Here is an 18,893-nt window from a genome sequence, read left to right as displayed (position 1 = left end):
TACCCGATGTTCGCCGTCGAATATCACAGAGAGTTCCGCCTCACCTTTCTCTCCGCCTCACACTCTCGCCACAATTATTCTTTCCAGTTCTTTTGAGAGGCGGTGTTCATCCGCCCTTCCGGTCACTTATCAACTCAGGAAACGAGCGATCCATCCCCGGATCCACGTGAGGTTGTCCAGGATCGGCGCGGGATCCACCTCCCGTGGGGAGCAGCGCCCCTCAGCGGCGTCGATACTGCCGAGGAGCCGCTGCAGGTGGGATGTGAGCTCATCGTGGTCGACGGCGACCGGCAGTCCCGAGCCCAGGGGCCAGTCACCGTACAGGCCCCTTTCGACATCTCGGTAGGAGGCCAGGTCGGGTGTATAGACCACTGCAGGTTTCCCGGTCAGAGCGAAGTCGAAGAAGATGCTCGAGTAGTCCGAGACCAGGATGTCGGCCGCCAGCATGAGCTCCTCGACACTCGGGTACCCACTGACATCGATCATCCCTGGGACGCATCCGCCCCGGTTCATGTGGTGGCTGCGCATGAGGACCACCGCATCGAGGAGCTCAGCCAGACGAGGCCCGTCCAGCTCCCCCACAGGCCCCGGCCCGTGCACGGTGGCGCAGCCGGCTGCACCCGTCGAGGGCCGCAGGCTCTCGCGCCAGGTCGGGGCGTAGAGAATGACCGGCTTTACCGGAGCGATACCGAGCTCGTGGCGCACCCGTCGCCGTACTTCAGCGCCTCCGAGCAGCCTCACGTTGCGGGGGTACTCCCCCACCCGAACAGGCCCGCGGTATCCCAGTGCCTGCTGAAGGCGCCGAGCGGCCTGCGGGCTCTGGGCGAGCAGCAGGTCCCACTGGGGGACCTGGCGGTCCATGAGTCGCCGGTATCTCAGGGTGACGGCTTTCGGCGCGTCGTGCAGCAGCTTCTTGATCGGAGTGCCGTGCCAGGTCTGGAGCAGGTGCTGGCCCTCACGCTTGGAGAACCAGGAGGGGAGGTGGTCGTTGGTGACGATGACACGTGAGGTGCGCAGCGCCTCCACCCACTGCGGGGATCCGACGACGACGGGGCGTGCGCCCGTCGGCACGCGAACCGTCCCGTCGACAACCGACCACCACAGGGGCGCCCCCACGCCGTGGGTCGCCAGGTCCTCGCAGATGGCGGCCGGGTTGTCTCCCCCGCTGCGGCCACCGAAGGACTCCAGGAACACTCCCGGTCTCAGGGGGCCCGCCTCGCTCTCGATGAGGAGCCGGTGGCCCCGTCGTGAGCGTTCGCCAGGAGTCAGCGGGGGGATGACAGCGACGGCCACGGAGCCGTCCGTGCGGGTGAGGATTCTCGCGCGGCGCGCCGGGCGCCCGGCATCCGCCCCGGTGACATCGCCATCGGGTTCCGCCACGCAGCTAGTGGCCGCCGCGGCGATGGGGACCTCTGTGGCCGGACCGTCGATCCCCTCCCCGGCCAGGCAGGCCCCCTCGACCTTACGATCGGGCTCGTCCTGCGATACGGCACTCCAGCTCAGCGGGTAAGTCGCCAGCTCGACGCCGGGATCAGCCAGATCGATGCACGCCGACCAGCCATCACCAGGACCCAGGACGGCCGGCACCGTCATCGCCTGAGCCTCGGCGGCCCTGCCGCCCAGGACGATATCCAGCCCATCCGGGGCCGGCGCCACCGTTCCGCTCAGCTCCAGCGTTGCGTCAGTGCCCAGGCGCGCGCAGAGGAGCACGACGTCGATCTCCCCGCCGGGCCGAGCCTCGCTCCCCCGGATCCCGCTCGGCGCCGGAGCGACCTGGAGCAGCCCCCGCTGACCGCGCGCCTCCAGATGCTGCCCGGTCTCCGGCGGCGCCGGGCACCTCCTGCTGGAGCCGGCCGGTTGCGGCATCCATGCCCGCACCTCTCGCCCGGCAACGCGGGTCACCACCCGGAACCAGGAGGGGCGGCGACCCGTTTCGACCTGTAGACGCACCACGATCCCCGAGGTGAGGTAGGAGCGCCACGGGTCGCCGGCCTCCAGGTCGGCTCGGGGCGCCTCACAGCGATCAGCCTGGGCGCGGCCTCGAACTCGTCCGGTCTCATCGACCACCTCGACGGTCGGGCGGTCGGTCATGCCTGGGTCGAGCCCCCAGACCCAGGCGCATCCGCGTACCTCCAGGGTCCTGGGGCCCAGCCAGCGCACCATGTCGACACCGATGTGCAGTCTTAAGTCGACGTCTCGGATCTCGGCGAGTCGGCGGGGCGCCGTGATTCCTTCCAGAAGGGCATGCTCGGGGCGCACGGTGTCCGCCTCGATGGTCAGGGGAAGGTGGCCCAGGTCCTCACAGCGTCTGCCGATCAGCTCCTCGAGCTCCACGGCACCGGCAGGCTCGTCCTGGATGAGGAGCCACAGCACGAGTCGGTCGAGCAGCCCGATCGCCTCCCACACGAGGTCGTCGGCGTCGGCGAGCGCCCTTCTCGCGGTGCGGCGCAGCCTGCCGGCGAGGTCGGGCCCCTCCCGGTGCGCAACCTCAGCCAGACGAACCAGGTCCTGACTCAGGCGTCCGACGACCAGGCGCCGACGCACCGCCTCCGGAGCGTCGGCGGCCAGCTGCGCCAAGGCGTCCACCTCCGCCAGGAGGCCGCCGGGATCCGTGTCCGCGCTGAGGCCACGGGCCGCGGAGCCCGCGCGCCAGGTGTAGACCTCCTCATCCAGGATGTCCATCCGGGTTGCGGCCAGAAGCACCGCGAGAGTCCTGGCGGGCAGTGACACAGTGGGGGCGCGGAGTGCACCGGGCCGTCTCTGCGATACCCACAGGCTTCGGCGTGCCATGACGGCGCCGGCCACCAGCTCCTCAGCCGCCTCGGGCACCCGAGCCAGCGGCTGCGCGAGGCGAGGCGCGCGGGGAGGTACCGGCCCCGGCCCGGCCCCGGTTGCCGGTGTCAAGGACCGCGAGCGCGCGACGACGACGTCGGAGCCCGACTGCTCCAGGCACTCAATCATCGACTGGCAGGCACCGCCGACAAGTCCGTCCCCGCCGTCAACAACGGTGACCAGGCTCCCCTTGGCTCGTTTCAGGGCGGTATCCAGCCAGCCATTCGGGCCAGCGCCCCGGTGATCGTCCCGGCCGCAGGACACGACCCGGACGCGCCGGTCCCTGGCGGACAGGCCGGTGGCCACCTGCTCACCGGAGCTCAGCGCATCGGCCCCCGGCCCGACGACGACCAGGACCTCCAGGTCCCTGAAGGTCTGGTTGAGTACGGAGCGGATGGCCCCTTCCACGTGAGGACCGGTCCCGGCCGCCCGGACGATGACGCTGAGTCGGGGCCGGTGCACGCCGCGCACAGCGGCACCGATGAGACGTCTTAGACGCCTGCCGCCCATGTCCTTCTACCCTGTCAGCTCGGGAGCTCGGGCGCGCCAGAGCCCCGTGGCGTCGATGACGCTGCGCCCCTCGAGCAGATGCGGATCGAGGTCGGCGAACTCCTGGTGGGCAACCAGCACTGCCACGACATCAGCCTGCTCGACGGCCTGCCGCCACCCGGTCAGCCGCACGTTGTCCCACCGTGCCAAGGACGCCGGGAGCTCCGTGGCGTGCGGTTCGGCCACCAGGACCCGGGCATGGGGCGCGGCGGCGGCCACCTGCTCGGTGATCGCAAGCGCCGGCGACTGGCGCAGATCATCGACATCGGCCTTGAAGGTCAGGCCGAGCACCGCCACGGTCGGCGAGGACACGGGCTCCATCGCCTCAAGGATGCGTCCGATGTAGTGGGCCGGCCGGGAGTCATTGACCTGGCGGGCGGTGCGGATGAGCCTGGTCTCCTCCGGAGCGCTGGACACCAGGAACCAGGGGTCCACGGCGATGCAGTGGCCGCCCACGCCGGGGCCCGGCTGCAGAATGCTCACCCGCGGGTGGCGGTTGGCCAGGTCGACGAGCTCCCAGACATCCACCCCGACCCGCTCGCAGACGAGGGCCAGCTCGTTGGCGAAGGCGATGTTGAGGTCGCGGAAGGAGTTCTCCGTCAGCTTGGTCATCTCGGCGGTGGTGGCGTCGGTCAGGACCAGCTCGCCGGCGCAGAAGGTGGCGTACAGGTCTCTGGCCAGGTGTGAGGCCTGGGGGGTCAGGCCGCCGATGACCCGGGAGTTGGTCACCATCTCCGTCATGATGCGCCCGGGCAGCACGCGTTCGGGGCAGTAGGACAGATGCACCTGGGGCCGAGAGCCGCTGCCGTCCGTTGACAGGTCCGGGCGCATCGAGCCGATCGCCTCAGCCAGGGCCCGAGTGGTGCCGGGCGGGCAGGTCGACTCCAGGACGATGAGCTCTCCGCCTGTCAGACGGGGTGCGATCTGCCTGGTGGCGGCCTCCACCAGGGACAGATCGGCCACATGGTCCGGGCCCATCGAGGGGGTCGGCACCGCGATGATGTAGGTCCGCGCCGAGGGCGTCTCCATCTGGGCGCGCAGGCGGCCGGCCTCGACCTGTTCGGCCAGGACGGTGGCCAGTCCCTCCTCGAGAAAGGGAAGCTCTCCGCGGTTGACGGCCTCGACACGTTCCCGGACCCGGTCCACGCCGACGACGTCGAGCCCGGCGCGGGCCAGGACCGCTGCCGTGGGCAGGCCGATGTACCCCAGCCCGATGACTGCGACGTCGGCTACTTCAACAGTGTCAGTCATAAGTCTCCATGCATCTGTTCGCGTCCCCGAGGAGCTCCCCGGGGACGCCGCTCCGTGAGCCACGTGTCCGTACCTCTAGTTCACCGTGGCGGGAAGCAGCTCGACGGCGTCGGGGTGCTCGGTGAGGTAGGCGCTCACCCGGTCCTCGGCGAAGGCCTTGAACAAGGGGGCGTCCGCGTCGGCGTCGAGCGTGACGATGGACTGCCCGTCCGCGGAGGTTCCCGTACCGGCGGTCGGCACGGTCATGAAGGCGATGTCGTTGCTGTGGAGGTGGCGCGTCTCCAGGGCCAGGGACTGCATCTGGTTGAGCGTGAAGGACTCGTCCACGGCGACTGTCCGCGATGCGGTCTTGAGGAAGGAGTACAGCGCCGTGGGACTGCTCAGGGTGCCGTTGGTCAGGACCCTGCTCACGATGGAGCGCATCCAGGTCTGCTGGCGCTTGACACGGTCGAAGTCCCCGTTGGGCAGAGAGGAGCGCTCGCGGGTGTAGGCCAGGGCCTGTTGCCCGTTGAGTACCTGAGCCCCTGCACCAAGCTCCTTGCCGGCGAGTGTCTGAGGCGTCTTGAGATTGACTCGCACTCCACCGATCTCGTCGGTCAGCGCGACGAAGGACTCGAAGTTCGCCACCGCGAAGTGGTCGATGTGGATGCCGGTGAGGTTCTCCACGGTGTGGATCGTCAGCGAGGGCCCCCCGTAGGAGTAGGCGGCGTTGATCTTGCCCTGGCCGTGACCAGGAATCTCCACCCATGAGTCACGGGGGATCGACATGACTGAGACCGTCTTCCGGTCTCCGCTGACCTGAACGATCATGATCGCGTCCGTGCGCTGGGCCCCCTCCTTCCACTGGGAGGGGTCGGAGGCGGAGGTGCGTGAGTCGGTCCCCAGGACCAGGATGTTGACGGCCGGCTCCTCGCCCGCGGCCACCTTCTGCTGCGGGGCCCGCGTGGGAATGCCCGCGAAGGGATCGGCGATGAACTCCATGCCGGAGGCGATGGAGTGTCGCACCCACAGGGCCAGGCCTCCTGTGGCCAGGGTCAGAACCAGGAAGATCGCCAGGACACTGAGAAGGGCGATCCTCCATCCTCGTCCGGGACGGCGCAGAGCGCTACCTGCGCTGCGCGCCGAGGTCGTGTCGGCCCCTGACGAGGCTGCTTCAGCATCACCCTTTTCAATCGGACTGCTTTCGGGTTCTGGTAGGAGGGACTGCGTCATGGGCCAATGGCACCACATATTTCTCGAGCGTTTTGCCCGGAACCTCCTTGTGTTAGGAATTCCGGGCAAAATGCTCATGAAATGAGATGCAACTGAGACCGCCGCAATCTCCCTGTCATCATTTCACATCACATAAACAATATCTTTCTGGACGTTCAGAATGAATATCGTCAGTGGTTTTATGAACGAGGAGGCACAAGCTGATACATCCACCCGTAGGGGTCCTCGGCGCGGCCGGTCTGAATGGCGGTGAGCCGGTCGTGAATCTGCCGGGTGACCTCACTGCCCTCGATGCGGGCGTCGAAGCCCTCGCCCTTGAGATGCCCCAGAGGCACGACGACGGCGGCGGTCCCACAGGCGAAGACCTCACTGACTCGGCCCGACTCGATGTCTGCAAGCAGTCCCTGCAGGCTGATGGTCTCCTCCACGACGTTGCGCCCGGATTCGCGCAGCAGGCGGATGATGGCGCTGCGAGTGCAGCCCTCGAGGATCGTCCCGGTCAGGCGCGGTGTGCGCACGGTCCCGTCGGCGTCGACGACCATGAGGTTCATGCCGCCGAGCTCCTCGATGTTCTCCTGCGAGACGTCGTCGAGGAAGCAGACCTGGTCGCAGCCCTGCGCGTAGGCCTCCTGCTGGGGAAGCAGGGAGGAGGCGTAGTTGCCTCCGGTCTTGGCCGCCCCGGTCCCTCCACGCCCGGCACGGTGGTACTCGGTGGTCACCCAGATGGAGACGGGCTCCAAGCCGTGAGGGAAGTAGGAGCCGGCGGGAGAGGCGATGACGTAGTAGTCCACCACAGCGGCGGGGCGCACGCCCAGGAAGGCCTCGGAGGCGAAGGCGAAGGGACGCAGGTAGAGGGACTCACCCTCACCTGAGGGCACCCAGGCGGCGTCGGCGCGCACCAGATCCACCAGGGAGGCCACGAAGTCCTCCTCCGCCAGCTCAGGCAGAGCCATGCGCCGGGCGGAGGCGTTGAGGCGCGCCGCGTTGTAGCGGGGGCGGAAGGTCCACACCGATCCGTCCTCGTGCCGGTAGGCCTTGATGCCCTCGAAGACCTCCTGGCCGTAGTGGAGCACAGCGGCGGCCGGGGACAGGCTGAGGCTGCCATAGGGAATGACGCCATAGTCGCCCCACCCCTCGCCCTGCCTCCAGCGGGCGTGAGCCATATGGTCGGTGAAGGCGTTACCGAAGTGGAGACTCCTCAGGACCGCTGCCCGTTCGTCCTCGGCGACAGGTGAGGGGTTGGCGGTCAAGGGGAATCGACCGGCGAGCGCATCGGCCTGCGGGACGGGGACCTCGGCGGCGCGAGCCAAGGAGGTGGATGCGAAGTCGGTTGAGGTGGCGTCTGTCTCGGGCATAGGTCCACCCTACCGCCGAGGCCACAACTCGGACACGGCCTTCCCATATGCTGGCGGGCGGGCGGCCGCAGAGCTAGGTTCCGGCCATGACTTCCGTTCAGCGCCCCTCGGTCAGTACTCGCCGAATGGGCGCACGAGTCCGGTTCACCCGGGCGGCGGTGGCCGGCACAGTCCTCCTGACCGGGGTGAACGGATGCGCGCAGGTGGACCTGGATCAGCTCGCCGGGTCGGTGTCGGGGCCCGCCTCTCCGTCCGCGGCACCACAGTCCTCAACGGCTCCACCCCGGATGGTGATGCCCACCTCGCTGCCGACCACCCAGGCCACGGCTGCGGCCGCACTCACGGTCAGCTTCCCGGACCTTCCCGGATACACCGCCTCCACCACGGCCCCGCCCTCCACGAGCGCCGCGCACGGGAGCACCGCCCCTACCGGACCCGCGACGTCGTCAACCCCAGAGGCATCCTGGTCGCGCTCCTATGCCTCGGCCTCCTCCGGATGCCAGGTGAGCGCCGAGGTGACCAGCGCAGCGGCGCTGCTCGTCGCCGGTGGCGACGACCGCGCTCTGTCCGAGCACTGGTCCGCCTCCTTGGCGGGGACCTACCCGGACTACCGGCAAACCAGCCAAGAGGAGCTCACGGCGACGAACCGCTCGACCCCCTATGCCGGTATCGCCACCGCCTTCAGCGCCAGCCTCCGCGGTTCCCGGGTCGCGGGGAGGTCCTTCGTGCGGGTGTGGTCGGCCGACGGCGCAGCCGTGTCAGTGACCCAGGTCTGTCAGCAGGGGGTCTTCGACGAGGCGCCGTGGGACGCCGTCCTTCGCGGCGTCGCCGTGGACGGCCTGTCGGGTCAGTCCCGCTGGCCCACGAAGGTGGTACCCGGTTCTGAGACCCCGACCGCCTCCGCCACCGGATGAGCCCGCCTCATCACAGTTCCTGAGACTGCCCCCCTCAAGAAGGCGGTCCCTGGGCCGGTTCAGCGAAGTCCTGGGGATCCGATGGCTCGGCGTCGGACGGGGCGCCGACCTGAGCGGGGGACTCGGGCTCCCCCTCCCCCGGCCGATCCACCTCTGCAGACTCGCCGTCCCCTCTCCCGCTTGGAGCTCCTGTCGGCCTCTCCTCCCCGGCCGCAGGCACCTGGTCCTGGCCGGTTGAGGAGCGCCGGGCCGAGACCGCGGACTCGGCCGCAGCCACGGCGTGACGAAGGTTGGAGAGCGCCGTCGTGATCGCCTCGACGTCCTCGCCCTGCATTGCCTGGTCGAGCGCTGATCTCGCGACCTCGAGGCCGGTGGACTCGGCCTGGCTCAGGTCGCTCGCCACTGCTCCGACCCTGGTGGCCAGCGTCGCGGCCTCCGCGGCGGCATCACTCCGGACCCGGGAGACCGACTGGGCTCCCGTGATGGCGGAGCGTTGATCCGCTGCCGCCACCGCGGTCGCCTGGAAGGCCCGTCCCCGCGATCGGGTGGCGTACGAGTCCGCCTCAGCCAGGAAGGCGGACATCTCGGAGTCGGTCAGTGGGGCGTCGGTCAGGACCTCGCACCCGCACAGGCCGGCGAGGCCGGCGAGCAGGAGGCATGCGGCTGTCTGACGTCGGGGACCGAGTAACGACATACTCGGAATGTAACGACCCGCTCGCGTACTGCGATCACGCTCCGGACACGAAGAGGGCCGTGGGGTCTCAAAGCGATGACGTATCGGCCCCGGCCGCCACTGCCTCGGCGATGGCGTCACCGATCTGGCTGGTGGAGCGCTGGGCGCCACCGCGCCGAGTGGCCATGTCCGCAGTGACTCCGGCCTCGACCTTCGCCGCGGCCTCGGGCAGCCCAAGGTGGTCGAGCATGAGGGCCACCGCGCTGATCGTGGCGGTCGGGTCCGCCTTGCCCTGACCGGCGATGTCCGGGGCCGAGCCGTGGACGGGCTCGAACATGGAGGGGAAGGCCCTCTCGGGATTGATGTTGCCCGAGGCCGACAGTCCGATGCCGCCGGTCACGGCGCCGGCCTCATCGGTGAGGATGTCGCCGAAGAGGTTGTCGGTGACGATGACGTCGAAGCGGCCGGGGTCGGTCACCATGTAGATGGTGGCGGCGTCCACGTGGCAGTAGTCGACGGCGACTTCGGGGTACTCGGTGCCGACGGCCTCCACGGTGCGCCGCCACAGGTCGCCGGCGTGGACGAGCACGTTGTGCTTGTGGACGAGGGTGAGGTGCTTGGCCGCCCTGGCCCGGGCCTTGGCGAAGGCGTAGCGGACCAGGCGCTCCACACCGTAGGCCGTGTTGACGCTGACCTCGGTGGCGATCTCGTGCGCCGTGCCCTGGCGCACGACGCCGCCGTTACCGCAGTAGAGGCCCTCGGTGCCCTCACGCACGACGACGAAGTCGATGTCGCCGGGATCGGCCAACGGCGTCGGCACGCCCGGGTAGTACACCGAGGGACGCAGGTTGACGTAGTGGTCCAGGGCGAAGCGCAGGCGCAGAAGCAGACCGCGCTCGAGCACGCCGGAGGGGACGGAGGGATCGCCGACGGCTCCCAGCAGGATGGCGTCATGGGTCTTGATGGCCTCAAGATCCTCGTCGGTGAGGGTCTGGCCGGTGCGGTGCCAGCGCTCGGCCCCCAGGTCGAAGGTGGTGGGACGGACCGCGACCCCGGTTCCCTCCAGCGCTCGCTCGAGGACCTTGAGACCTTCGGGGACGACCTCCTTACCGATGCCGTCACCCGGGATTACTGCCAGCTTGATGGTCTGCGTCATGAGGCCACCTTAGGGCAGGATCAGGATGCGAGACAAAGAGTCCGCATGACGGAAGTGCACACTCGCGTCTCGACCATCGGTCGGTTAGTCTGTTTCCGACGTACCAAGGAGGAGCCATGCCGCGCATCCACCGCCCTGCCGCGCAACGTCGCGAGGAGATTCTCGACGCCGCCCACACCCTGTTCACCACCAAGGGCTTTCAACCCACGACCATGGAGGACATCCTGAGGATCGTGGGCATCGCCAAGGGGACGCTCTACTACCACTTCCCCAGCAAGGAGCAGATCCTCAAGGCCCTGGTCCTGCGCATCGTCCACCAGGTCGAGCAGCAGGCCCGCGCGATCGCCGCCTCACCGGCCCCGGCGGCCGACAAGCTCGCAGCGATCATGAGCGCGATGAGGCTGGTGGACACCGAGACCGAGCTCGTCGACCAGTTCCACGCGCCGGGCAACGCGGAGTTCCACCTGCTGTCCATCACAGCGATGATCGAGCACCTCACCCCGGTCCTGGCCGAGGTCATCACCCAGGGGGTGGCCGAGGGGACCTTCACCACCGAGCGCCCCCATGACGTCATCGAGCTGCTGCTGAGCGCCTCGGGCATCCTCCTGGACCAGGACATCATGAAGTCCAGCCCCGCTGAGCTCGCCCGCCGCCAGGAGACTCTCATCTGGGCCAGTGAGACCCTCCTAGGTGCCGAGCCCGGCAGCCTCGACTTCCTGACGAAGGCGGAGCCATGAAGCACGTCGGGCTGCTGGTCCTGGGCTCCTTCATCAACTCGCTGGGAACGGGTCTGAGCGCCTTCGGCCTGGCCGTCGTCATACTGCGCGCCTACGGGACGGCCTCCTCGGTGGCAGCCGTCCAGATGAGCGCCTTCGCCCCCATTGTTCTTCTGGCACCCCTGGCCGGGGTCCTCGCAGACCGCTACGACCGCCGCCTGATGATGATGATCGGTGACGCCGGCTCGATTCTCGGGCTGGGCGTCATCCTGGCGGCCCTGTCCTCGCCCCGGCCCTCCTTGGGCTGGATCTGCGCAGGAGCCGTCATCTCCTCCTGCCTGGCGGCCCTGACCGAGCCGGCGCTGCGGGCCAGCGTCACCGACCTGGTGACCGAGGAGGACTACGTGCGCTCCTCCGGTCTGCTCCAGCTCGCCTCTGCCGCCAAGTACCTGCTGGCGCCGGCCGCGGCGGGGTTCCTCATGCCTCTTGTCGGCCCCCGGGGTCTCGTCCTGCTGGACGCCAGCACCTGCCTGGTCACGGTGGCATGCACCATGACAGTGCGCCAGGCTCTGGCAGCCGGTGCCTCGCAACGCGCAGCATCCCAGCCAGGTGACGACCGCGACGTCATGGCGGGCTGGAGGACCATCATCGCCTCCCCCGGCCTGCGCGCCCTCGTAGTCCTCATGACGCTGGCGACCCTCGCCATCGGAGTCATCCAGGTTCTCATCAAGCCGATTCTCCTGCCCACCGTGAGCACCGCCGAGATGGGGGTGGTCGAGACAGTGGCCGCCACCGGCATGCTCGTGGGCGCCGCCCTGGTCACGGCCTGGAAGAGTGCCCGGCCCACGACGCTGCTTGCCGCAGGGCTGGCCGGAACCGGCGCCGCCATGGCACTGGTCCCCCTGGGGCCGGGCGCCTGGTGGGTGGCCGCCTGCGGCTTCCTCACCTTCGCCTGCCTGCCCCTGTCCCAGGCAGGCGCGGAGGTCCTGGTGCGCACGCAGGTCGACAACACTCGGCAGGCACGCACCTGGGGCACGATCAGCCTGGTCACCCAGATGGGCTACCTGGTGGCCTACCTGTGCTCCGGAGTCCTGGTGGACCATGTGCTCCAGCCCCTGCTGGAGCCCGGACGGTCACTGTCCACCAGTGTGGGAGCCGTCGTCGGCATCGGCCCAGGACGCGGCGCCGCGCTGCTCGTGGGCCTTATGGGCGCGGTCATGGCCCTGGTGGCCCTCACCGTTCGTCTCCAGCGACGCCGGCTCACGTCGCCCCAGTAGTGCCGTCGCACGACATGGGCGGTGCCCCGATGACGTCAGGTCATCAGGGCACCGCCCATTGTCAACGGATCACAAGTCCTCAGCGGGCCACGGAGCCCTCGGTGTAGTCCTTGTCGACGTCGGCGCGCCAGGCGAACATGGAACGCACCTCGCGGCCGGTGGCCTCGATGGGGTGCGCCTCGCCCTCGGCCCGGAGCTTCTTGAACTCCGGAGCACCGGCGGCCTGGTCGTCCATGAAGCGCTTGGCAAAGGTGCCGTCCTGGATGTCGGACAGGACCTCCTTCATGTGCTCCTTGACCTCGGGGGTGATGACGCGCGGGCCGGAGACGTAGTCGCCGTACTCGGCGGTGTCGGAGCAGGACCAGCGCTGCTTGGAGATACCACCCTCGTTGATGAGGTCCACGATGAGCTTCATCTCGTGGCAGACCTCGAAGTAGGCCATCTCGGGCTGGTAGCCGGCCTCGACCAGGGTCTCGAAACCATACTGGATGAGCTTGGAGACACCGCCGCACAGGACCGACTGCTCACCGAAGAGGTCGGTCTCGGTCTCCTCGCGGAAGGTGGTCTTGATGGCGCCAGCGCGGGTACCGCCGATGGCCTTCGCGTAGGACAGGACGAGGTCCCAGGCGGTGCCGGTGGCGTCCTGCTCCACGCAGACGAGCACGGGCACGCCTCGGCCGGACTCGAACTCGCGGCGCACGGTGTGGCCGGGCCCCTTGGGGGCCACCATGACGACGTCGATGTCCGCGGACGGCTTGATGTAGCCGAAGTGGATGTTGAAGCCGTGGGAGAACAGCAGGGCGGAGCCGGCCTTGATGTTCGGCTCGATCTCCTCGCGGTAGAGGGTGGCCTGCACCTGGTCGGGGGCCAGGACGGTGACGACGTCGGCCCACGCCACGGCCTCGGCGATCGGCTTGACGGGCAGGCCCGCCTCCTCCGCCTTAGCCACGGAGGAGGAGCCCTCACGCAGGCCGACAACGACCTCCACGCCGGAGTCGCGCAGGTTCAGAGCGTGAGCGTGCCCCTGGGAACCGTAGCCGATGACGGCGACCTTCTTGGACTGGATGACGGACAGGTCGGCGTCGTCGTCGTAGAACTTCTCAGCTGCCATGATTGCTTCTCACTTCTCCTTGAGTTGATCGGTGATGGATCGTGGGCCGCGCGTGATCGCCACGGCACCGGACTGGACAATCTCTTTGACACCGTACGGCTGGAGAGCCGTCAGTAGAGCCTTGACCTTGGATTCTGAGCCGATGGTCTCAATGACCACCGACGTGGGGGCGACGTCCACGACGTGGGCGCGGAACAGGTCGACGACCTGGAGCACCGCCGTGCGGTTGGCGTCATCGGCGTGCACCTTGATGAGGTAGAGCTCGCGCTCGACCGAGGTGTCGGGGTCGAGCTCGACGATCTTGAGGACGTTGACCAGCTTGTTGAGCTGCTTGGTGACCTGCTCCATGGCCAGTCCCTCGGCGTCGGCGATCACCGTGATGCGCGAGATGTCCTCGTGCTCGGTGGGCCCCACGGCCAGGGAGTGGATGTTGAAGCCCCGGCGCGTGAACAGCGCCGAGACCCGGGTCAGGACGCCGGGCTTGTTCTCCACCAGGACGGACAGCGTGTGCTTCTCGCTCACGGCGCTCACTCCTCTTCCCACACCGGGCTCATGCCGCGGGCGTGCTGGATCTCGTCGTTGGACACCCCGGCCGCGACCATGGGCCACACCTGCGCGTCCGCGGAGACGATGAAGTCGACAACGACGGGGCGGTCGTTGATGGCATTGGCCTGGGCGATGACGTCGTCCAGGTCCTCCAGGCGCTCACACCGCAGCCCGACGGCCCCGTAGGCCTCGGCCATCTTGACGAAGTCGGGAATCCGCTTCGTTCCGGCACCGGTGTGCAGGTCGGTGTTGGAGTAGCGCTGCCCGTAGAACAGCGTCTGCCACTGCCGCACCATCCCCAGCGAGGAGTTGTTGATAATGGCGACCTTGATGGGGATGTTGTTGAGGGTGCAGGTGGCCAGCTCCTGGTTGGTCATCTGGAAGCAGCCGTCCCCGTCGATGAGCCACACCGGCCGGTCGGGGCAGGCCTCCTTGGCACCCATGGCTGCGGGCAGGCCGTAGCCCATGGTGCCGGCGCCGGCCGAGTTGAGCCAGGTGTGAGGACGGCGGAAGGTGAGGTAGTGCGCCGCCCACATCTGGTGCTGCCCCACGCCCGTGACCCAGATGGTGTCCTCGGAGGCCGCCCGATCAAGATGGGTGATGACCTCCTGGGGCTGAAGCAGTCCGTCATCGGTGTCGGTCCAGCCCGTGGGGTAGGTGGCCTGGATGCGCTCGATCTCCTGGCGCCACGGGGCGATGTCCACCCGCCCCTCGGCGGCGACGTGGTCGCGGAACTCAGCGCTCAGCGCGGGAACGACGTCGGCCAGGTCCCCGACGATCGGGACGTCGGCGGTGCGGATCTTGGAGATCTCGGCGGGGTCGACGTCGACGTGGATCACCGAGGCCTTGGTGGCGAAGGTGTCCGGCTTGCCGGTGACCCGGTCGTCGAAGCGGGCTCCCAGGCAAACGACGACGTCGGCCCGTTGCAGGGCCCCGACGGCGGCCACGGTGCCGTGCATGCCGGGCATCCCCAGGTTGAGCGGGTGCTCACTGGGCATGACATCCAGGGCGGTCAGAGTTGTGACGAAGGGCGCTCCGATGAGCTCGATGAGCTCGGTGAGGTCCTCGGTGGGAACCTGCGCCCGGTTCAGGCCACCGCCCAGGTAGAGGACGGGGCGCTCGGCAGCGGAGATCACCTCGGCGGCCTGAGCCAGGCGCCGCTGGTTGGGCTTGCCCGGCAGGCGGTAGCCGGGCAGGTCGCGGGCCGGGGGCCACACGAACTCGGTGAGCCCCTCCTGGGCATCCTTGGAGATGTCGATGAGGACAGGACCGGGACGTCCGGTGGAGGCGATGTGGAATGCCTCAGCCACGCACGGGACGATGTCCTCGGCACGGGTGATGAGGAAGGAGTGCTTGACGAAGGGCATCGTGGCCCCGACGATGTCGGCCTCCTGGAAGGCGTCCGTCCCGATTCCGCGGCTTCCGACCTGCCCGGTGATGGCCAGCATGGGCACTGAGTCCATGTGGGCGTCACCGATGGGGGTGATGAGGTTGGTGGCTCCGGGGCCGGAGGTGGCGACGCACACCCCGGGGCGACCAGTGACCATGGCGTATCCCTCGGCGGCATGACCAGCGCCCTGCTCGTGGCGCACCAGGACGTGGCGGATCTTCGTCGAGGCGAGCAGGGGGTCATAGAAGGGCAGGATGGCGCCGCCCGGCATCCCGAAGATGTCTGTGACGCCTAGCTCCTCCAGCGCGCGCACCAGAGCCTGGGCGCCTGTCATGACCTGCTGGTCCTGACGTGCGGGAGCGTCTTCGCGTGTCATCGCTCGCTCTCCTTCTCCGTGCCTACTGTCCGGCGACCTGCCGGGTAATGAACGTTAGATCAGTCTCCGCACAGAGTCATAATGAGACGGCGGCGATCTCACATCGTGGAATCACGGGCTCGGTGGCGTGGAGGATCCCGACGCGCGAGGGCCGATCCACTCCCCCGGTGAATCACGGACCTTGGTAGGTCATCAGCGCCTGCGGAGATGACACAATGCTGCTATTACTCCTGACAAAACATCCGCTGCGTCACTTTCAGCAGCGATTCGGAAGGCGGAACTAGCGACGTGGCTATGGTCCTGGACTATCTGTTAGACAACCCGGTTGTCATCGTCCTGCTCATGGTCGGCTCCGGAATGCTGCTCTGGCGCGCCAGGCGCGGGAACATACGCGTCCCGGCAGCGGCCCTCCTGATCGGCAGTACCGCCCTGCTGATCTGGAAGGTGGCTCACGCCAACATCCTCCACCACCTGGCCGGGAACGTGGTGCTCGTCCTGTTCGTCCTGGTCGGCACCGGGATGCTGCTCGGGCACGTCAAGATCAAGGGAGTCAGCCTCGGAGCAGCGGCGGTGCTGTTCTGCGGCATTGCGCTGGCGGCCTGGGGGGCGGCAGCCGCCACCCCCATTGAGGTTCCCAAGGAGCTGGGAACCCTGGGGCTGGCGATCTTCACCTTCGCCATCGGCATCCAGTCCGGGCCGAACTTCTTCCACGTCATCCGAACCGCCGGCGGGCCGCTGGCCCTCCTCCTGGGCATTCTGGGTGTGGCGACCCTGGCCGCCGTGGGCGTGGGACGTCTCCTCGGACTCAAGGCAGCGATGATCGCCGGGGCCTTCGCCGGTGCCGTCACGAACACACCCGCCCTGGCCGCAGCCGGTAACGCCGCCGCCATGGCCGGAGACAAGGCCGGACCGGGTGACGCCACCGTCGCCTATGCCGTCACCTACCTCTACGGTGTCATCGGCATGCTGTTCTTCTGTCTGCTGGCGCTGCGCTACCGGCGCAGCGACAAGGACACTCCCTCCCCGCTCATCAACCGCACCATCCGGGTGGAGCGCGAGGACGGCCCGCTCCTGGGCAACATCGTCGAGACCATCTCGGGACAGCTGCGGTTCTCTCGTCTGCGCCGGGGTGAGAAGGGTCCGATCACCCGGCCTAAGAACGACGACCGGCTGCACAAGGACGATCTCATCACCGTCGTCGGCACTCAGGACGCCGTCAACCAGGCGATCAAGGCGGTGGGCCACGGCTCCTCGCACTCACTCATCGAGGACCGCAAGTACCTCGACTTCCGCAGGATCACGGTCTCGGACCCGAAGCTGGCCGGCCGTACCATCGGTGAGCTGGACATCGACAGCCGTTTCGGGGCAACGATCTCGCGGGTACGCCGCGGCGACGTCGATATGGTGGGCACCCCGGATCTGGTGCTTCAACAGGGAGACCGGGTGCGCGTCGTCGGCCCGACCGGACGCATGAAGGAGATCTCCACATACTTCGGCGACTCCTCGCGGGGGCTGTCCTCCATCAACCCGGTGGCACTGGGCCTGGGGATGGCACTGGGCATCTTCATCGGTGAGTGGAAGTTCCTCACGCCCACTGGAGCGACCTTCTCCATCGGATCGGCTGCCGGCACGCTCTTGATCGGCCTCATCTTCGGGCGCATCGGCCGCATCGGGAAGTTCGTGACCGCCATGCCCTTCACTGCCACGGCGGTGCTCTCGGAGTTCGGGCTCCTGGTCTTCCTGGCCCAGGCGGGCACCAAGGCCGGTGGGGAGATCGCGCACGCCTTCACCGGTGGTGACTGGTGGAGGATCTTCGTCACCGGTTTCGTCGTCACCACCATTGTGGGACTGGGGATCTACGCCTCCATGCGCTGGATCGTCAAGATGGGTGGGACTCGCCTGTCCGGCCTCATCGGTGGCGCACAGACCCAGCCCGCGATTCTGGCCTTCGCCAACGAGCGCACCGGCGCCGACCCGCGGGTGGCGCTGGGGTACGCGATGGTCTACCCCGTAGCGATGATCGTCAAGATCTTCATTGCACAGGTCCTCGGCGGGCTGTGACCCGCGCCGCAGGCTCACCGGTCTCGCATCATTGATGGTGGCCCGTCGCTGCGTGTCAGCGGCGGGCCACCATCATCCGTCTCAAGCGAGTGCGGGCCGAAACTCAGTCCTCCAGAGGCTGCTCCACGGTTTCAACGTGTGTGCGAGGCAGCGTGATGTGCCCGGAGGTGGCCACGTCGTGACGCCAGTTGTGGTCGGTGATGATGCGCGCCAGGGCCAGCCCTACACCGATGGCGGTGATGACGAAGAAGACCTCAGCCAGGTTCGTGGCCGCTTCGCCGACGTCGACGCCGAGCTTGTCCACGGAGAGCGTGTTGAGCGCGGAAATGGCCCGATAGAAGGGAACCCCGGGGATCATGATGACGACGGCGGGAACGGAAAGAGCCACCCGGGACAGGGAGGCGCGGGAGACGAAGAGCTGGGCGAGCAGGCCAATCGTGACCGCGGCCAGGCCCACTGCGAGCTGCCATGGCACGTGGAAGACGTCAATGAGAAGCAGTCTGCCGGTATTGGCAAGAGCCCCGACCACTGCAGCCAGCATGCTGGCCTTCACACCTGCATTGAACAGCATGGCGAATCCGTACGCGGCGATGAAGGAGCAGAAGCAGCGCAGAACGTAGAGTACAGGACCGTCGAGAGTGCTACCGCTGGCCGCAGCAACATCCCAGCGGAAGATGAAGGTGACAGTCCACACAGCAACGCCGGCCGCCGCCATGACCATGAGCACGTACGCGCTGCGGGAGAGCGCCGAGGAGAAGTCCTGTCGGAACAGGTCCAGCATGGCGGTGACCATTGGGAAACCAGGGATGAGGAAGAGGATCGCCGAGATAATACCGCCCTGGTGGTTTCCCGCCACCGCGCCAGTAGCGTTCAGCAATGTCACAATGCCCATGTAGGTGCCGGAAGCCGCAACTCCGCAGACGAGCCAGGTGAAGAAGTGCTGATAGTGGCGCTCCAGCATCTGTCGGCGAACGAACTGTCCGAGGAATGCCGCGACGAGGACCGTCAGACACTCCACCCAACCGCCTTTGTTAAGAAAGCAGAATCCGGCACAGGCCACGCCCGAGGCCGCCGCGTTGGTGAAGGCGTTGTAGCGGGCGTGCATCTTCTCGACCTGTTCAAGCTTGGCCTCGAGGTGCTCGACGGTCTCGTGGGCGCGCAGGTCGTGGACGATGCGGCGCAGTGCCTCCAAGCGACCGACGTTGACACCGACCCGACGCACTTCGCAGGCCTCGGTGCGGAAACGGTTGCCGACGTAGGAGGAGGTGACGATCTCGGTCATCGTCACGGTCGCCTCATGCCGGTCGAGGCCGACAGCCGAGGCGGCCCTGGCCATGGAGGACTTGATGCGGTAGGAGCCGGCACCGGCGGCGAGCATGAGCCGTCCCAGGTGCAGCACGACGTCGGACTGTTGCATGAGCCGATCGGCATCGAGACTCGGTTCGTGGCCGTTGCCCGATGGAGCGGTAGGGAG

General features: G+C 68.0%; 14 protein-coding genes. 4 read left to right on the top strand and 10 right to left on the bottom strand.

Translation table 11 applies throughout. From position 1 onward, the window contains the following. Positions 1 to 129 precede the first annotated feature (129 nt). The 4 genes from HW274_RS04180 to HW274_RS04165 all read right to left on the bottom strand — a co-directional run bounded on the left by HW274_RS04180 (position 130) and on the right by HW274_RS04165 (position 7,199). Complete coding sequence (locus HW274_RS04180; protein ID WP_185989275.1) at positions 130 to 3,342, bottom strand: CDP-glycerol glycerophosphotransferase family protein; 3,213 nt, start codon at positions 3,340 to 3,342, stop codon at positions 130 to 132. A 6-nt stretch (positions 3,343 to 3,348) separates the two neighbouring features. Continuing rightward, complete coding sequence (gene wecC / locus HW274_RS04175; RefSeq protein ID WP_185989274.1) at positions 3,349 to 4,632, bottom strand: UDP-N-acetyl-D-mannosamine dehydrogenase; 1,284 nt, start codon at positions 4,630 to 4,632, stop codon at positions 3,349 to 3,351. Between the two features lie 75 nt (positions 4,633 to 4,707). Then, positions 4,708 to 5,844: an LCP family protein gene (locus HW274_RS04170; RefSeq protein WP_075255201.1), complete on the bottom strand. Its 1,137-nt coding sequence runs from the start codon at positions 5,842 to 5,844 to the stop codon at positions 4,708 to 4,710. A gap of 179 nt (positions 5,845 to 6,023) precedes the next feature. Next, positions 6,024 to 7,199, bottom strand: coding sequence for a branched-chain amino acid aminotransferase (locus HW274_RS04165; protein ID WP_185989273.1), 1,176 nt, complete (start codon positions 7,197 to 7,199; stop codon positions 6,024 to 6,026). 86 nt (positions 7,200 to 7,285) lie between these two features. On the opposite strand from HW274_RS04165, the gene HW274_RS04160 reads away from it, so the two are divergent. Beyond that, complete coding sequence (locus HW274_RS04160; protein ID WP_185989272.1) at positions 7,286 to 8,113, top strand: gametogenetin; 828 nt, start codon at positions 7,286 to 7,288, stop codon at positions 8,111 to 8,113. Positions 8,114 to 8,147: 34 nt separating this feature from the next. On the opposite strand, the gene HW274_RS04155 is transcribed toward HW274_RS04160, so the two are convergent. Together HW274_RS04155 and HW274_RS04150 are read right to left on the bottom strand one after the other, a co-directional pair. After that, a complete protein-coding gene (locus HW274_RS04155) occupies positions 8,148 to 8,807 on the bottom strand; it encodes a hypothetical protein (RefSeq protein WP_185989271.1) in 660 nt (219 codons plus the stop codon). A 67-nt stretch (positions 8,808 to 8,874) separates the two neighbouring features. Further along, positions 8,875 to 9,942, bottom strand: coding sequence for a 3-isopropylmalate dehydrogenase (locus HW274_RS04150; RefSeq protein ID WP_185989270.1), 1,068 nt, complete (start codon positions 9,940 to 9,942; stop codon positions 8,875 to 8,877). A 116-nt stretch (positions 9,943 to 10,058) separates the two neighbouring features. On the opposite strand from HW274_RS04150, the gene HW274_RS04145 reads away from it, so the two are divergent. Both HW274_RS04145 and HW274_RS04140 read left to right on the top strand, forming a co-directional pair. Next, positions 10,059 to 10,679 carry a TetR/AcrR family transcriptional regulator gene (locus HW274_RS04145; RefSeq protein WP_185989269.1) on the top strand — a complete coding sequence of 207 codons (621 nt, stop codon included), beginning with the start codon at positions 10,059 to 10,061 and terminating at the stop codon, positions 10,677 to 10,679. Beyond that, complete coding sequence (locus HW274_RS04140) at positions 10,676 to 11,935, top strand: MFS transporter (RefSeq protein WP_075255195.1); 1,260 nt, start codon at positions 10,676 to 10,678, stop codon at positions 11,933 to 11,935. The genes HW274_RS04145 and HW274_RS04140 overlap by 4 nt, the downstream gene beginning before the upstream one ends. A 79-nt stretch (positions 11,936 to 12,014) precedes the next feature. On the opposite strand, the gene ilvC is transcribed toward HW274_RS04140, so the two are convergent. From ilvC to HW274_RS04125, 3 genes are read right to left on the bottom strand one after another with little or no spacing between them, the layout of a single operon-like run. Further along, entirely contained in the window at positions 12,015 to 13,046 is a 1,032-nt protein-coding gene (ilvC, locus tag HW274_RS04135; protein ID WP_075255194.1) for a ketol-acid reductoisomerase, read from the bottom strand. Between the two features lie 9 nt (positions 13,047 to 13,055). Then, positions 13,056 to 13,568: an acetolactate synthase small subunit gene (gene ilvN / locus HW274_RS04130; RefSeq protein ID WP_003784785.1), complete on the bottom strand. Its 513-nt coding sequence runs from the start codon at positions 13,566 to 13,568 to the stop codon at positions 13,056 to 13,058. A gap of 5 nt (positions 13,569 to 13,573) precedes the next feature. Then, positions 13,574 to 15,358, bottom strand: coding sequence for an acetolactate synthase large subunit (locus HW274_RS04125; RefSeq protein ID WP_185989268.1), 1,785 nt, complete (start codon positions 15,356 to 15,358; stop codon positions 13,574 to 13,576). A 294-nt stretch (positions 15,359 to 15,652) separates the two neighbouring features. Here HW274_RS04125 and HW274_RS04120 point away from each other — a divergent pair, with 294 nt between their 5' ends. Beyond that, a complete protein-coding gene (locus tag HW274_RS04120; RefSeq protein WP_260679182.1) occupies positions 15,653 to 17,419 on the top strand; it encodes an aspartate:alanine exchanger family transporter in 1,767 nt (588 codons plus the stop codon). 103 nt (positions 17,420 to 17,522) lie between these two features. Here HW274_RS04120 and HW274_RS04115 read toward each other — a convergent pair whose 3' ends face one another. Then, positions 17,523 to 18,836 (bottom strand): threonine/serine exporter ThrE family protein, encoded by a 1,314-nt coding sequence (locus HW274_RS04115; protein WP_260679181.1) that lies wholly within the window; start codon positions 18,834 to 18,836, stop codon positions 17,523 to 17,525. Positions 18,837 to 18,893 lie beyond the last annotated feature (57 nt).

This window comes from Actinomyces sp. oral taxon 169 (genome assembly GCF_013394715.1).
Classification (GTDB): domain Bacteria; phylum Actinomycetota; class Actinomycetes; order Actinomycetales; family Actinomycetaceae; genus Actinomyces.
This window is presented reverse-complemented; position numbering and strand designations above follow the sequence as displayed.